General features: G+C 72.1%; 14 protein-coding genes. 9 read left to right on the forward strand and 5 right to left on the reverse strand.

Features of this window, described 5'->3' with window-relative positions; translation table 11 throughout:
- Positions 1–51: 51 nt before the first annotated feature.
- The 3 genes from F6X51_RS13675 to F6X51_RS13685 all read right to left on the reverse strand — a co-directional run bounded on the left by F6X51_RS13675 (position 52) and on the right by F6X51_RS13685 (position 2,009).
- Positions 52–1,149 carry a 5-(carboxyamino)imidazole ribonucleotide synthase gene (locus tag F6X51_RS13675; protein ID WP_150964214.1) on the reverse strand — a complete coding sequence of 366 codons (1,098 nt, stop codon included), beginning with the start codon at positions 1,147–1,149 and terminating at the stop codon, positions 52–54.
- Positions 1,146–1,646 (reverse strand): 5-(carboxyamino)imidazole ribonucleotide mutase, encoded by a 501-nt coding sequence (gene purE / locus F6X51_RS13680; protein WP_150964215.1) that lies wholly within the window; start codon positions 1,644–1,646, stop codon positions 1,146–1,148. Before purE ends, F6X51_RS13675 begins: the two co-directional genes overlap by 4 nt.
- Positions 1,647–1,790: 144 nt before the next feature.
- Positions 1,791–2,009 carry a YdcH family protein gene (locus F6X51_RS13685; protein WP_150964216.1) on the reverse strand — a complete coding sequence of 73 codons (219 nt, stop codon included), beginning with the start codon at positions 2,007–2,009 and terminating at the stop codon, positions 1,791–1,793.
- 156 nt (positions 2,010–2,165) lie between these two features.
- Here F6X51_RS13685 and F6X51_RS13690 point away from each other — a divergent pair, with 156 nt between their 5' ends.
- The 4 genes from F6X51_RS13690 to F6X51_RS13705 all read left to right on the forward strand — a co-directional run bounded on the left by F6X51_RS13690 (position 2,166) and on the right by F6X51_RS13705 (position 6,135).
- On the forward strand, positions 2,166–2,348 hold the full coding sequence (locus F6X51_RS13690) for a YdcH family protein (protein WP_150964217.1): 183 nt from the start codon (positions 2,166–2,168) through the stop codon (positions 2,346–2,348).
- A 182-nt stretch (positions 2,349–2,530) separates the two neighbouring features.
- Positions 2,531–4,462, forward strand: coding sequence for a propionyl-CoA synthetase (locus F6X51_RS13695; RefSeq protein WP_150964218.1), 1,932 nt, complete (start codon positions 2,531–2,533; stop codon positions 4,460–4,462).
- Between the two features lie 180 nt (positions 4,463–4,642).
- Complete coding sequence (locus F6X51_RS13700; protein ID WP_150964219.1) at positions 4,643–5,761, forward strand: NADH:flavin oxidoreductase/NADH oxidase; 1,119 nt, start codon at positions 4,643–4,645, stop codon at positions 5,759–5,761.
- A gap of 2 nt (positions 5,762–5,763) precedes the next feature.
- On the forward strand, positions 5,764–6,135 hold the full coding sequence (locus F6X51_RS13705) for a hypothetical protein (RefSeq protein WP_150964220.1): 372 nt from the start codon (positions 5,764–5,766) through the stop codon (positions 6,133–6,135).
- A 14-nt stretch (positions 6,136–6,149) separates the two neighbouring features.
- Here the strand turns inward: F6X51_RS13705 and F6X51_RS13710 are convergent, their stop codons facing one another.
- Positions 6,150–6,986, reverse strand: a complete 837-nt coding sequence (locus F6X51_RS13710; protein ID WP_246696790.1) for a phosphodiester glycosidase family protein — start codon at positions 6,984–6,986, stop codon at positions 6,150–6,152.
- Positions 6,987–7,237: 251 nt separating this feature from the next.
- Here F6X51_RS13710 and F6X51_RS13715 point away from each other — a divergent pair, with 251 nt between their 5' ends.
- Positions 7,238–7,717 (forward strand): hypothetical protein, encoded by a 480-nt coding sequence (locus F6X51_RS13715; protein WP_150964221.1) that lies wholly within the window; start codon positions 7,238–7,240, stop codon positions 7,715–7,717.
- Positions 7,718–7,831: 114 nt separating this feature from the next.
- On the opposite strand, the gene F6X51_RS13720 is transcribed toward F6X51_RS13715, so the two are convergent.
- Positions 7,832–8,284 (reverse strand): DUF4174 domain-containing protein, encoded by a 453-nt coding sequence (locus tag F6X51_RS13720; RefSeq protein ID WP_150964222.1) that lies wholly within the window; start codon positions 8,282–8,284, stop codon positions 7,832–7,834.
- A gap of 233 nt (positions 8,285–8,517) precedes the next feature.
- Between F6X51_RS13720 and F6X51_RS13725 the strand changes: the two genes are divergently transcribed.
- The 4 genes from F6X51_RS13725 to recD2 all read left to right on the forward strand — a co-directional run bounded on the left by F6X51_RS13725 (position 8,518) and on the right by recD2 (position 13,681).
- Complete coding sequence (locus F6X51_RS13725; RefSeq protein WP_150964223.1) at positions 8,518–9,534, forward strand: NADP-dependent oxidoreductase; 1,017 nt, start codon at positions 8,518–8,520, stop codon at positions 9,532–9,534.
- Positions 9,535–9,789: 255 nt separating this feature from the next.
- The gene (gene ssb, locus F6X51_RS13730; RefSeq protein ID WP_150964284.1) at positions 9,790–10,338 is read left to right on the forward strand and encodes a single-stranded DNA-binding protein; all 549 of its coding nucleotides are present in this window, start codon (positions 9,790–9,792) and stop codon (positions 10,336–10,338) included.
- A 330-nt stretch (positions 10,339–10,668) separates the two neighbouring features.
- Positions 10,669–11,355, forward strand: a complete 687-nt coding sequence (locus F6X51_RS13735; RefSeq protein WP_150964224.1) for a trna delta -isopentenylpyrophosphate transferase — start codon at positions 10,669–10,671, stop codon at positions 11,353–11,355.
- A 103-nt stretch (positions 11,356–11,458) separates the two neighbouring features.
- Entirely contained in the window at positions 11,459–13,681 is a 2,223-nt protein-coding gene (recD2, locus tag F6X51_RS13740) for an SF1B family DNA helicase RecD2 (RefSeq protein ID WP_150964225.1), read from the forward strand.
- Positions 13,682–13,781 lie beyond the last annotated feature (100 nt).

Below are 13,781 nucleotides of genomic sequence, written 5' to 3' on the forward strand. Positions count from 1 at the left end.
TGTGATGCCAAAGCCCCAGTTTCGGCGGGCTCGCGGGCGCGCCCGTCCCCCTCAGGGGATCAGGCGGGTGACGTGGCCCATCTTGCGGCCGGGGCGGGATTCGCCCTTGCCGTAGAGGTGCAGGTGGGCGCCCGGCCGGGCCAGGATCGCGCGCCATCCATCGGCCTCGTCGCCGATCAGGTTGTGCATCTCCACCGCCATGCCGCCGGTGCGGGCCGCGTCCCCGAGGGGCCAGCCGCAGACGGCGCGGACATGCTGGGCGAATTGCGAGGTCAGCGCCCCCTCGATGGTCCAGTGCCCGGAATTGTGGACCCGGGGGGCGATCTCGTTGACGACGACGCGCTCGCCCCCATCCTCGCGCACGAGGAACATCTCGACCGCGAGGACGCCGACATAGTCGAGGGCCTCGGCGATGCGCCGGGCGATCTCGGTGGCGCTCGCGGCGGTCTCGGGCGAGACCCCGGCGGCCGGGACGCGCGTCACCGCCAGGATGTGGTCGCGGTGCTCGTTCTCGCAGAGGTCGTAGGCCGCGAAGGAGCCGTCCGCCGAGCGGGCGGCGACGACGGAGACCTCCCGCTCGAAGGGCACGAAGCCCTCGAGGATCAGGGGCGCGCCGCCGAACTCCGCCATGATGGCCGAGCGCTCGATGGCGCCCTCCTGGCGGATCATGCGCTGGCCCTTGCCGTCGTAGCCAAAGCGCCGGGTCTTCAGCACGGACGGGCGGCCGATCGCCTCGAGGGCCCGGTCGAAATCGTCGCCGCTGTCGATGGCCCGGAAGGCGGCGGTCGGGATGCCGAGCCCGTTGATGAAGCGCTTCTCGGTGAGCCGGTCCTGCGTGACGGAGAGCGCCGAGGCGCTGGGATGCAGGGGCGCCCGGGCGGCCAGGATCTCGGCGGTCTCGCGCGGGATGTTCTCGAACTCGTAGGTGACGACGTCGACGCTCTCGGCGAAGCGCGCCAGCGCCGCGGCGTCGTCGTAGGCGGCCCGCGTCGTCAGGGCGGCCACCTCGAAGGCGGGGCTGTCGGCATCGGGGGCAAAGACGTGGACCTTGAGGCCGTGCCCGGCCGCCGCCAGCGCGATCATGCGGCCGAGCTGGCCGCCCCCGACGATGCCGAGGGTGGAACCGGGTTCGATGGGACGGGTTGTCACGGGCTCGTCTCTGTCTCCGGCCGCTCGGCCACGGCGGCGGTCTGGGCGGCGCGCCAGGCGTCGAGGCGGGCCGCCAGGGCCGCGTCCGAGAGCGCCAGCACCGCGGCGGCCAGGAGGGCGGCGTTGACGGCGCCGGCCCGGCCGATCGCCAGGGTGCCGACCGGGATGCCGGCGGGCATCTGCACGATCGAGAGCAGGCTGTCCTGGCCCGACAGCGCCTTCGATTCGACGGGGACGCCGAGGACCGGCAGGCTCGTCATGGCGGCGGTCATGCCGGGCAGGTGAGCGGCGCCGCCCGCGCCCGCGATCACGACCTTGAGGCCGGCCGCCTTCGCGCCCGTGGCGAAGGCCACGAGCCGGTCCGGCGTCCGGTGGGCCGAGACGATGCGGGTCTCGAAGGGGACGGCCAGGGCCTCGAGGGTCTCGGCCGCATGCCGCATGGTCGCCCAGTCCGACTGGCTTCCCATGATGATCGCGACCGGGGGCGCTGCCGCCATCGTCGTCCAATCCGTGCTGTGCGTGGAAGCCGCAACCGGGCCGTGAGGCGCCGCCGGCCCGAACCTGCCGAATACAGGCGCGCCCCCGCCCCGGCAAGGCAGGGGGCCGATTTGGCCGTGGAGCGCGCCCGGGCGGGCCTCGCCTCAGGCGATGATGTCGGGGGTGATCTGGTCTTCGACGTAGGAGATCCGGTCGCGCAGGGTGAGCTTGCGCTTCTTCAGCCGCTGGATCTGCAGCTGGTCCCCGGCCACGCTCCGTTCCAGCGCCGCGATGGCGCCGTCGAGGTCGCGATGCTCCTCCTTCAGCCGCGACAGCTCGACGGCGAGATCGGATTGACCATCCTGGACCAACTCAACCGTCATTGCCGCCAACGAACCCCGGAACGCGTGTGCCCGACCATGCGCCACGGCCGCGCTAGCGGCAAGTTTTCGTGAAGCATGGCCATCGGAATGGTTTCGACAGCCGGCTCATCCTGTGCCAGTGTCGCCCTGTCGGAACGATGACAGGAGAAACGACTCATGTCGCTGCAGACGCATCTGAGCCAACTCACCCGGAAGCATGAAGCCCTCGAGCGTGAGATTCAGGAAGCGATCCACAAGCCCGCGGAAGACGACCTCCGAATCGCAGAGCTTAAGCGACGGAAACTCCATCTAAAGGACGAGATCAACCGGCTCCAGGCTTCCGCCGATACGGTGCACTGACGGGCCTCTCGCCTCAACCCCTTTCGTCTCGTGTCCGCCGCCGCGCTGTCCTCTGAACAGCGTGGCGGTTTTGTTTTGGGGGCCTGCCGTCCCGTCCCGGTCCTCTGCTAGGATGGCGCCAAGGCCGCGGGTCCGATCACGAACCCGTCGGCAAGCCGGCCGCAGATCCGACAGGAGACGCCATGACCGCCGCCCCGCCGCTGCCCGGACGCTATGCCGAGGTCCACGCCGCCTCGCTCGCCGATCCGGAGGCGTTCTGGATGGGGGCCGCCGCGGGCATCGACTGGGCGGTGCCGCCCCGCCGCGCCTTCGACCCGGAGGCGGGGGCCTACGGCCGCTGGTTCCCGGAGGGCCGGCTGAACGCCTGCCACAACGCCGTCGACCGGCACGTGGCGGCGGGGCGCGGGGCGCAGGCCGCGATCCTCCACGATTCCCCCGTCACGGGCACGAAGCGCCGCATCACCTATGCCGAGTTGCAGGACGAGGTCGCGACGCTCGCGGCGGTGCTGGCCGATCTCGGCGTCGGGCCGGGGGACCGGGTGATCCTCTACATGCCGATGGTCCCCGAGGCGCTCGTCGGCATGCTCGCCTGCGCCCGGATCGGGGCCGTGCACTCGGTGGTGTTCGGGGGCTTCGCGGCGAACGAGCTCGCGGTGCGGATCGAGGATGCGAGCCCCAAGGTCGTGCTCGCGGCCTCCTGCGGCATCGAGCCGAGCCGCGTCGTCGCCTACAAGCCGCTCCTCGACGCCGCCATCGCGGCCTCGCGCCACAAGCCCGAGGCCTGCCTGATCCTGCAGCGGCCCCGCTGCGCCGCGGGCCTCGTGCCCGGGCGCGACCGGGACTGGGCCGAGGCGGTGGCGGCGGCGCGGGCGGCGGGACGGCGGGCGGAATGCGTCCCGATGCGCGCCACCGACCCGCTCTACATCCTCTACACCTCGGGCACGACGGGCAAGCCGAAGGGCGTCGTGCGCGACACCGGCGGCTACCTCGTGGCCCTCGCCTGGTCGATGCCGAACCTCTACGACGTGCATCCCGGCGAGGTCTATTTCTGCGCCTCCGACATCGGCTGGGTCGTGGGCCATTCCTACATCGTCTACGCGCCGCTCCTGATCGGCTGCACCACGGTGCTGTACGAGGGCAAGCCCGTCGGCACCCCGGATGCCGGGGCCTTCTGGCGGGTGGTGGCCGAGCACGGGGTCGCCTGCCTGTTCACCGCCCCGACGGCGCTCCGGGCGATCAAGAAGGAGGACCCGCGCGGCGAGCGGGTCGGGGGCTACGACCTCGCGCGCTTCCGGACCCTGTTCCTGGCGGGGGAGCGGGCGGACCCGGATTCGGTGGCCTGGGCCGAGCGCACCCTCGGGCGCCCCGTCATCGACCATTGGTGGCAGACCGAGACCGGATGGCCGATCGCCGGCAACCCGGTCGGCCTCGGGCAGCTCCCGGTCAAGCACGGCAGCACCTGCGTGCCGATGCCGGGCTACGACGTGCGCGTCCTCGACGAGGGCGGCAGGCCCGTCGGCCCCGACACGATGGGCACCATCGCGATCCGCCTGCCGCTGCCCCCCGGCTGCCTGCCGACCCTGTGGGGCTCGGACGCGCGCTTCGCGCAGAGCTACCTCACCACCTTCCCGGGCTACTACGACACCTCGGATGCGGGGGTGATCGACCGGGACGGCTACATCACGGTGCTGGGCCGGACCGACGACATCATCAACGTCGCGGGCCACCGCCTCTCGACGGGGGGCATGGAGGCGGTGCTCGCCTCGCATCCCGACGTCGCCGAATGCGCGGTGATCGGCATCCGCGACAGCCTCAAGGGCGAGGCGCCCTGCGGCTTCGTGGTGCTCAAGGCCGACGTGGCGCGGGACCCGGGCGAGATCGAGCGCGAGCTCGTCGCGCTGGTGCGCGACCGGATCGGGCCGGTGGCGGCCTTCAAGCTCGCCCTCACGGTGAACCGCCTGCCGAAGACGCGCTCGGGCAAGATCCTGCGCGGCACCATGAAGCGCATCGCCGACCACGAGCCCTGGACCCTGCCGCCCACCATCGACGACGCCGCCGTCCTCGACGAGATCGGCGAGAGCCTCAGGGCCCGGGGCATCGGCGAGCCGGGCTGAGGCCCGGGGAAGCGGGGAACCCGGCCGAGGCCGGGGCATCGGCGAACCCGGCCGAGGCCCGGGGTGTCGGCGAACCCGGCCGGGACCGGGCGCGGTCCCGCGCGAAACGACCCGCGGCGTCTGGCCAAGCCGGCCCCGGCGCGCCACATGGCGGGCAGTCCCGTCCCGGAGCCCCCGCCCATGACCGCCCGCCTGTTCGAACCGCTCGCGCTCGACGACCTCACCCTCGAGAACCGCATCCTGATCGCCCCGATGTGCCAGTACTCGGCCCGGGACGGCGCGGCGACGGACTGGCACATGATGCATCTCGGGCAGCTCGCCATGTCGGGCGCCGGGCTCCTGACCCTGGAGGCGACCGCGATCTCGCCCGAGGCCCGCATCACCGACTGGGACCTCGGCCTCTACGACGACGCCACCGAGCGGGCCCTCGGCCGCGTCCTCGGGGCGATCCGCGAATACGCCCCGATCCCGGTCTGCATCCAGATCGCCCATGCGGGCCGCAAGGCCTCGAGCGAGGCGCCCTGGATCGGCGGCCAGCAGATCCCGCCGGAATCCCCCCAGGGCTGGCGCACCGAGGCGCCCTCCGCGATCCCGCACGGGGAGGCCGAGATGCCCCCGCACGCCCTCGACGCGCAGGACCTCAAGCGCGTGCGCGACGGCTTCGTGGCGACCGCCCGCCGCGCCATGCGCCTCGGCATCGAGGCGGTGGAGCTGCACGGGGCCCACGGCTACCTGCTGCACCAGTTCCTCTCCCCCCTCTCGAACAGCCGCACCGACGCCTACGGCGGCAGCCTCCAGAACCGGATGCGCTTCCCCCTCGAGGTGTTCGAAGCGGTGCGCGCGGTGGTGCCGAGCGGCAAACCCGTCTGGATGCGCGTCTCGGCGACCGACTGGGTCGAGGAGGGCTGGACCCTCGACGAGACCGTGGAGCTCGCCCGGTGCCTGAAGGCGCGTGGCGCCCCCGCGATCCACGTCTCCACCGGCGGCCTCTCGACCCGGCAGGCGATCACCCTCGGCCCGGGCTACCAGGTGCCCCATGCCGAGCGCATCAAGGCGGAGACCGGCCTGACCACGATCGCGGTCGGCCTGATCACGGAGGCCGCCCAGGCCGAGGCGATCCTGGCCGAGGGCCGGGCCGACGCGATCTCGCTCGCCCGCGCCATGCTGTACGACCCGCGCTGGCCCTGGCACGCGGCGGCCGAGCTCGGCGCCCGGATCCGCGCCCCGAAGCAGTACTGGCGCTCGCAGCCGCGCGCCTTCAAGGACCTGTTCCGGGACACCCAGTTCGGGCAGCGCTGAGCATGGCGCCGGGCCGAAACGGCGCCGCGCCGGCCGAGGGCGTCAGCTTCGCGGTGGAGCGCGTGCGCATCGACGAGGCCGACGGGCATTGCCTGATCGCGGGGGCGGACGACGAGGAGGAGCCCGCCGGCTACTTCATCGTGGAGATCGACGCGACGGGGCTCTCCGTCGAGTTCCTGGGCGAGGAACTGACCCAGCGCGACGGCGTCGTCGCCCTCGAGATCGGCCCGCACCACCTCGCCTTCACCCTCGATCCGCGCAGCCCGGTCGGGCGGGCGATGCCCGTCGTGCGGATCACCTCCGGGGAGGCGATCGGCCCGGCCGTGCGCGACCGCCTGACGGCGGCCCTCGGCCCCCGGGCGCGCCTCGTCTGAGGGCGCCGCGGCGCTCAGCGGGCGACCGCGCCGACCATCGGGCCGAGCGGCCGGCTGAGGTCGGAGCGGTTGAGGCCCGGCGCGTAGAGGCTCGACACGCTGCCGTCGAGGAACAGGGCGTTGCGGCAGCCGAAATCGTCCCTGAACAGGCGCGCGAAGGCCCCGAAGCTCACCGGGCGCTCCGAGATCGCGAACACGGCGGTGCGGCCGTCGTCCCGGACCCCGACCCCGTTGCGGATCTTCTGCGAGGGGCCGTCCGACGAGATCTTGGGGTGGATCTGGCCGTCGATGACCAGCATCGGCCCGGATTGCGTGGCGAAGTCGGGCTTGATCCGGGCCTTCAGGTAGCGGCCGGTGTCGACGACCCCGGCCCGGTCTCCCTTCACGTAGAAGATCCCGTTCGGCTTGAGGTGGAAATTGCCCGGGCCGTTCGCGGTCGAGACGCCCTTCATCTCCCGGCCCTCCTCGACATAGAGGCCGACGGGAGCCTGGCCCTTGTCGTACATCCCGGCATTCATGGCGAAGCTGAGCCGGGGGCCCTGCTTCTCGGCGAGGTTCGTGAGGGAGGAGTAGGGCAGCCCGTCCGTGCCGAGCCAGAACAGGCGGACCCGCTGGCGCTTCAGGTCGACGACGCAGACCGTGTAGGCCTCGCCCTCGGCCTGGACGGCGCGGCAGGGGCCGGAGCCGGCGGCCGCCGGCGCGGCTTGAGGCGCCGGCGCGGCTTGAGGCGCCGGCGCGGCCTGGGGGCTCGTCGCCGTCCGCGCCAGGGTCTCGGCGGCGGCCGGGCCGGTGCCGGCCAGGGCCGCGAGCAGGAGGACGAGCCGACAGCCTTGCGCCGAACGTAACATCATCGTGAGTTCCCGGGGCCCCGATCCGCCGCGCCGCGCGACGCGCGGCGGCTTCCTCGCCTGAAATTGTGATGGTTTTCAAGCAGGCGCGGCCGATTCCGCAGTCTTCGACGGGGGCCGGGGCCGGATGCGCCGGCGGGGTGCGGCAACGGGCGTGGCAAACAGACCGTGAACCGTTCTCACGGCGACCGCGTTTTTCCTCCGATGGGGCGCGAGTTGGTTTGGCAAAACCGAGTTTGGTCGGAGACAAAGTGATGAAGCGTGTACTTCTTGCCTCGGCCGCGATGGCCGGCGCACTGGCCATGCTGCCGGCGGCGGCGGATGCGCGCGGCTTCGGCGGCAGTGGATTCCACGGCGGCGGCGGCGGGTTCCGCGGCGGCTTCGGGGGCGGTGGCTTCCGGGGCGGCTTCGGCGGCTATCGCGGCGCCGGCTTCGGTGGCTACCGCGGCGGCTATTACGGCCGTGGCTGGGGTGGCCGCGGCTACGGATACGGTCTCGGCGGGCTCGGCCTCGGTGTCGGCCTCGGCCTCGCGGCGGGCGGCCTCTACGGCGGGTACGGCGGCTACGGCGGGTACGGCTACCCGGGCTACGGTTACGGCTACGGCTACGCGCCCGCCGGATACGGCTACGGCTACGCCCCGGCCGGCTACGGCTACGGCGGCTGCTACGCGGTGCCCCGCACGCGCTGGACGCCCTACGGCTATCGCCGAGTGCTGGTCCAGCGCTGCTACTGAGGCGGCATCGCTGCCATTGGGGCAGCCAGCCCCTGTCCGAGGATCAGGGCGGCGTGAGCCGCCCTTTTTCCTGGGGGCCCGCCGGGGCCCGTCGCCGGACGCTCCCGCGCCGCCTCAGCGCCCGTCCCGGCGCATCTCGTTCCGGCGCATCTCGTCCCGGCGCATCTCGTCCCGGCGCATCGGCATGGCGTCGATCGTGGCGAACAGGCGCTGCGGAGCGATCGGCTCGGAGGCGGTCAGCTTCGCGCCCCCGTCCTTGCCGACGAGGACCGCCCGGAACGCCCGGGCCGGCAGGTCGAGGCGCCGGCGCAGCGTCTCCGCCTCCGCACCCGGGCCGACCGCCTCGACGACGACGAGGTCCCGGGCCTTCGCATCCGTGCGCGCCGAGGCCAGGGCCTCGCGCTGGCCCCTCAGCCGCGGGTCGGCGGCGTCCGGTGCCGACAGGACGAGGACGCGGGAGGTCCAGAGGTGCTGCGCCAGCGGATCGCCGCCGGCCGCCGCCCCGCCCGTCCCGCCGCCCGCCATCGCGAGGACCAGCCCCGCCGCGCCGAGATTGCGCCCCACCATGCCGGCTCCCGTCCCGCTCGATCCACCAGACCGGACAACGCCGGAGGCCGCGATCGGATCACGGGATCCGCGCAGGATCGCCTGCGCGGATCCCGCCGACGCCGATCCCGCCACCGCAGGCCCTTGGGACGCAAAGGCCCCCGACGCGAAGCCGGCGGCGATTGCGAAGCCGCGCCGGCGCCCCATCTGCCCGGGTCTCGACATGCCCGTTCAAGCCGCACCGGAGTCCGCCCATGGCCGCCGTCAACCGCCGCATCGTCCTGGCCTCGCGCCCGCACGGGGAGCCGAGCGCCGCGCATTTCCGCCTGGAGGAGGGGCGGGCGCCGACCCCGCGCGACGGCGAGATTCTGCTGCGCACCCGCTGGCTCTCCCTCGACCCCTACATGCGCGGGCGCATGAGCGCGGCGAAATCCTACGCCGAGCCGGTCGCCATCGGCGAGCCGATGACCGGGGAGGTCGTGGCGGAGGTCGCGGCCTCGAACGACCCGGCCTACGCGGTGGGCGACCTCGTGGCCGCCTTCTCGGGCTGGCAGGATTACGCGATCGCCACCGGCAAGGGCCTGCGCCGGGTCGATCCCGCCCTCGCCCCGCCGACGACCGCGCTGGGCATCCTCGGCATGCCCGGCATGACCGCCTATGCGGGGCTCCTGACCATCGGCCGGCCGAAGCCCGGCGAGACCGTGGTGGTCGCCGCCGCCGCGGGCCCGGTCGGCTCCCTCGTCGGCCAGATCGCCCGGATCAAGGGCGCCCGCGTGGTCGGCATCGCGGGGGGCCCCGAGAAATGCGCCTACCTGACCGAGACGCTCGGCTTCGACGCGGCCCTCGACCACCGGGGCGACGACCTGCCCGGCGCGCTCGCGGCGGCCTGCCCCGGGGGCATCGACGTCTATTTCGAGAATGTCGGGGGCGCGGTCTTCGAGGCGGTGATGCCGCTCCTCAACGATTTCGCCCGCATGCCCGTCTGCGGGCTCGTGGCGGGCTACAACGCCACCGAGCTTCCCGCCGGCCCCGACCGCACGCCGCTCCTGATGCGGGCGATCCTGACGAAGCGGCTGCACCTCCAGGGTTTCATCGTCTGGGACTTCGCGGACCAGGCCCCGGCCTTCCAGCGCGACGTCTCGGACTGGCTCAAGGCCGGCCGGGTGACCTACCGCGAGGACATCGTCGAGGGGCTGGAGAACGCCCCCGAGGCCTTCATCGGGATGCTGAGGGGCCGCAACTTCGGCAAGCTCGTGGTGCGCGTCGCCTGATCCGGCGGGGCCCGGTGCCGGCAGCGCGCCGAGCCCAGGGAATGGCCCAGGGGAGGCCCCAGGGGAGGGCCCCGACGCTTGCGGGCCCGATAGAACAGATATAGAACGAATGACAAAGTTCGCCGGTTGTGGAACCGGTGAACAAGTGCCGCGCCCCGATTGCGGGCGCGGTGCGGGGGCCTCAAGACGGAGGCCCGGTCGGGTTTCTTGGCGAAGCCCGACGGCCCGGTGAGATCGACAGCTGAGGAGAGCGTGATGGCGGGCAGCGTGAACAAGGTGATCCTGGTGGGCAATCTCGGGCGCGACCCCGAGACGCGGCGTCTCGCCTCCGGCGATCCCGTGGTCAACCTGCGGCTCGCGACGTCCGAGTCCTGGAAGGACAAGGCGTCCGGCGAGCGCAAGGAGAAGACCGAGTGGCACTCGGTCGTGATCTACAACGAGAACCTGGCCCGGGTGGCCGAGCAGTACCTGCGCAAGGGCTCCAAGGTCTATATCGAGGGCCAGCTCCAGACCCGGAAATGGACCGACAACTCGGGCGTCGAGAAGTACACGACCGAGGTGGTGCTCCAGCGCTTCCGCGGCGAGTTGACGATCATCGACGGGCGCGGCGGCGGCGGCGGCGAGATGGGCGCCGACGAGGAGGGCGGCGGCCAGATCAGCCGCGGCGGCGAGTCCGGCGGCGGGGGCTCGCGGGGCGGCGATTACGGGGGTGGGCGCTCCTCCGGTTCCGAGCGGCGCCCGGCCACGACCGGCAGCGGCGGTTCGCGCGGCAATTACGACCTCGACGACGACATCCCGTTCTAGGGCGCGCGCCGCCCCAGAACGACCGACGCGGACGACCGACGCGGACGACCTCCTTCGGCCTCGGGGGCCCGGGCATCGCGCGATGCCCGGGTCCTCTCGTTTCCGGCACCCCAGCGACGCTTCCGACCGCGCGACGATCCTGGCCGCGACGATCCTGGCCGCGACGATCCTGCCCGCGACGATCCTGCCCTTGTGCGCGGGCCCGAAATCGCCATATCTCAGAACTAGAACAAAATAGGAACTTAACAACGGCCGATTGTTGTCTCAGGGGATCCGACGGTCCCGGAGGCCACCGGCCCATCCCGATTCGAGCCTTCGGAGCGAGCCCCCATGCGGACCGCCGACAAGCAGATCGCCGACATCCTGGTGCGCTACGGCGAGCCCTTCGCGGGCAACGTCTGGCGCGTGCAGGGCACGGCCGTGATCTACCACAAGACGCTGGAGCGCATCGCCGCCCAGGCCGGCATCGTGTTCGAGCCGCCGACGATCATCCGGGCCGAGCGCGACGAGGCCGTGATCCTGGTGAGCGGCCGCCTGCCCGGGGCCAAGCCCGGTACCGAGCGCCTCGAATGGTCGCTCGGCGAGGCGCTGATCAACGTCAACTACCGCGTGTCCGGCAAGCAGGCGGCCTACGTCTACGCGATGGCCGAGAAGCGCGGCAAGGACCGGGTCATCCTCAAGCTGATCGAGCTGCACGGCCTCGTCTACTCGGAGGAGGAGGCGGACGAGTTCCGCCAGGGCCAGCCCGCGACCGTGCATTCCGTTCATGAAGAGTTCCATGAATCCGACGCCTTCGACGCGGTCACGGAGGCCGAAGGCGACCTCAAGCGGCGCATCGACGAGGCCGAATCCGTCAACGCCGTCACGGACCTGATGCTCGACACCGAGACGCAGGCGACCCTCAACGCGATGCCGCGCGGCACCCGCGACGAGGTCCGCGACTACGCCAAGGCCCGCCTCGTCGCCCTCGGCTGGCCCAGCCGCAAGACCGGCCAACGCCGGGCCGCCGCGGCCTGATTCTCGCGGCACGGTTGTGTTTTCGGCGGAAACTCCGCCGGATCCGGAACCCGAAGTTGCAGGAACTCTGGTAGAGATGCCGGTCAGCCCCTGAGGGGATCCGATGAACCGCATGGTCCGGCCCGGTGAATTCCACCCGGAGGCGCCCGCGGACGTGCTCGCCGGCACGGTGGAGCGGGTGACGTTCCACAACGCCGAGACCGGGTTCTGCGTCCTCAAGGTCGCGGTCCGGGGAAGGCGCGACCTCGTGCCCCTCGTGGGCCACGCCCCCGCCATCGGCGCCGGCGAGTGGATCACCGCCACGGGCCACTGGATCACCGACCGCGCCCACGGCCTCCAATTCAAGGCCGAGACCCTCAAGGCAACCCCTCCGACCGGCATCGAGGGCATCGAGCGCTACCTCGCCAGCGGCCAGATGCGCGGCATCGGCCCCGCCATGGCCAAGGCGATCGTGGCGCTGTTCGGGGCCGGCACCTTCGAGATCATCGAGGCCACGCCGGGCCGCCTCATGGAGGTTCCGGGCATCGGCAAGAAGCGCGCCGAGCGCATCGTCCGCGGCTGGGCCGAGCAGAAGGCCGTGCGCGAGATCATGATTTTCCTGCACGCGCACGGCGTCGGCACCGCGCGGGCGGTCCGCATCTTCCGCACCTACGGCCACGACGCGATCGGCGTGATGACTGAGGATCCCTATCGCCTTGCCCGCGACATCCGCGGGATCGGATTCAGGACCGCCGATGCCATCGCGATGCGTCTCGGGCTCGACCGCTACGCGCCGCAGCGCCTGAACGCCGGCATCGCGTTCGCGCTGCAGACCGCGATGGACGAGGGGCATTGCGGTCTGCCCGCCGAGCGACTGACAGGCCTCGCCGTGAAGCTTCTGGACGTCGACGCGGAGGCGGTGCGCCTCGCGACGGCCGTCACGCTCCGCGCCGGGGACACCGTCATTGCCGACGAGCTCGACGGCGAGCCCTGCCTGTTCCTCAAGGGTCTCCACGGGGCGGAGCGCAGCATCGCGGAACGCTTGCTGCTGCGTGCCGCCGGCCCGCCGCCCTGGGAGGCGATCGACCTCGACAAGGCGCTCCCCTGGGTCGAGGGCCGCACGCACAAGACGCTCTCGCCGTCGCAGGTCGAGGCCGTGCGCCTCGTCCTCGGGTCGCGCCTCTGCGTCGTCACCGGCGGCCCCGGCGTCGGCAAGACCTCGACGCTCGATTCGATCCTGCGCATCCTGACCGCCAATTGCGTGCGGGTGATCCTCGCCGCCCCGACGGGCCGGGCCGCCAAGCGCATGAGCGAGCAGACCGGGCTCGAGGCGAGGACGATCCACCGGCTGCTGGAGATCGATCCGCGCAACGGGGGCTTCAGCCGAAACGCCGAGAACCCGCTCGATTGCGATCTCCTCGTCATCGACGAGACCTCGATGGTCGACGTGCCGTTGATGAATGCATTGCTGAAGGCGCTCCCCGAACCTGCGGGCCTTCTCCTCGTCGGCGATGTCGACCAACTGCCCTCCGTTGGTCCGGGCCAGGTCCTCGGCGATATCATCGCGTCGGGCCAGATCGCCGTCGCGCGGCTCACCGAAGTGTTCCGACAGGCGGCGGAGAGCCGGATCGTCGTCAACGCGCATCGCATCAACCGGGGCGAGATGCCGGAATGGCCGAAGCGGGGCGCCGAGAGCGACTTCTACTGCGTCGAGATCGACGATCCCGATGACGGCGTCGCTAAGCTCGTGGAGGTCGTCACGCAACGCATCCCGAAGCGCTTCGGCCTTGATCCGATCCGGGACGTTCAGGTCCTGACGCCGATGATCCGCGGCTCGCTCGGCGCGCGCAACCTGAACCAGGAGCTGCAACGGGTCCTGAATCCTGACCCGCCCGCGCAGGTCGAGCGCTTCGGCTGGCGCTTCGCGCCGGGCGACCGGGTCATGGAAACGCAGAACGATTACGACCGCGACGTCTTCAACGGCGATCTCGGGCGCGTCACCGGGATTGATCCGGAGGAGGGCCTGTTGATCGTGGATTTCGACGGGCGCGCGGTGACCTACCCGTTCGCCGAACTCGACACGCTGGTACCCGCCTTCGCGACCACGATCCACAAGAGCCAGGGATCGGAATATCCGGCAGTGGTGATCCCGGTGACGACACAGCACTGGACCATGCTGGCCCGCAACCTGCTCTACACGGGCGTCACCCGCGGGCGCAGCCTCGTGGTGCTGATCGGCCAGCGCAAGGCCATCGCGATGGCGGTGCGCGGCACACGAACGCGGCGGCGCTGGACCAAGCTCAGGCGGTGGCTGGAGGCAGGCCGGGGCGACCTGCGCCTGCAATGAGCCCCGATCACGGCGCTTCCGTCGAGCGATGTTCCCACGGATGCGCGGATCGGAGGCGGGACGGCGATGGACGCCCTCCGCCGAAGCATCTCTCGCGGCA

The organism is Methylobacterium planeticum (assembly GCF_008806345.1).
GTDB classification, from domain to species: domain Bacteria; phylum Pseudomonadota; class Alphaproteobacteria; order Rhizobiales; family Beijerinckiaceae; genus Methylobacterium; species Methylobacterium planeticum.

What these genes read in the sequence shown, in the direction of transcription:
- purE (WP_150964215.1), bottom strand. Translation starts at nt 1,646, where the DNA reads ATGGCGGCAGCGCCCCCGGTCGCGATCATCATGGGAAGCCAGTCGGAC.
- F6X51_RS13685 (WP_150964216.1), bottom strand. Translation starts at nt 2,009, where the DNA reads ATGACGGTTGAGTTGGTCCAGGATGGTCAATCCGATCTCGCCGTCGAG.
- F6X51_RS13690 (WP_150964217.1), top strand. Translation starts at nt 2,166, where the DNA reads ATGTCGCTGCAGACGCATCTGAGCCAACTCACCCGGAAGCATGAAGCC.
- F6X51_RS13695 (WP_150964218.1), top strand. Translation starts at nt 2,531, where the DNA reads ATGACCGCCGCCCCGCCGCTGCCCGGACGCTATGCCGAGGTCCACGCC.
- F6X51_RS13700 (WP_150964219.1), top strand. Translation starts at nt 4,643, where the DNA reads ATGACCGCCCGCCTGTTCGAACCGCTCGCGCTCGACGACCTCACCCTC.
- F6X51_RS13705 (WP_150964220.1), top strand. Translation starts at nt 5,764, where the DNA reads ATGGCGCCGGGCCGAAACGGCGCCGCGCCGGCCGAGGGCGTCAGCTTC.
- F6X51_RS13710 (WP_246696790.1), bottom strand. Translation starts at nt 6,986, where the DNA reads ATGATGTTACGTTCGGCGCAAGGCTGTCGGCTCGTCCTCCTGCTCGCG.
- F6X51_RS13715 (WP_150964221.1), top strand. Translation starts at nt 7,238, where the DNA reads ATGAAGCGTGTACTTCTTGCCTCGGCCGCGATGGCCGGCGCACTGGCC.
- F6X51_RS13720 (WP_150964222.1), bottom strand. Translation starts at nt 8,284, where the DNA reads ATGGTGGGGCGCAATCTCGGCGCGGCGGGGCTGGTCCTCGCGATGGCG.
- F6X51_RS13725 (WP_150964223.1), top strand. Translation starts at nt 8,518, where the DNA reads ATGGCCGCCGTCAACCGCCGCATCGTCCTGGCCTCGCGCCCGCACGGG.
- ssb (WP_150964284.1), top strand. Translation starts at nt 9,790, where the DNA reads ATGGCGGGCAGCGTGAACAAGGTGATCCTGGTGGGCAATCTCGGGCGC.
- F6X51_RS13735 (WP_150964224.1), top strand. Translation starts at nt 10,669, where the DNA reads ATGCGGACCGCCGACAAGCAGATCGCCGACATCCTGGTGCGCTACGGC.
- recD2 (WP_150964225.1), top strand. Translation starts at nt 11,459, where the DNA reads ATGAACCGCATGGTCCGGCCCGGTGAATTCCACCCGGAGGCGCCCGCG.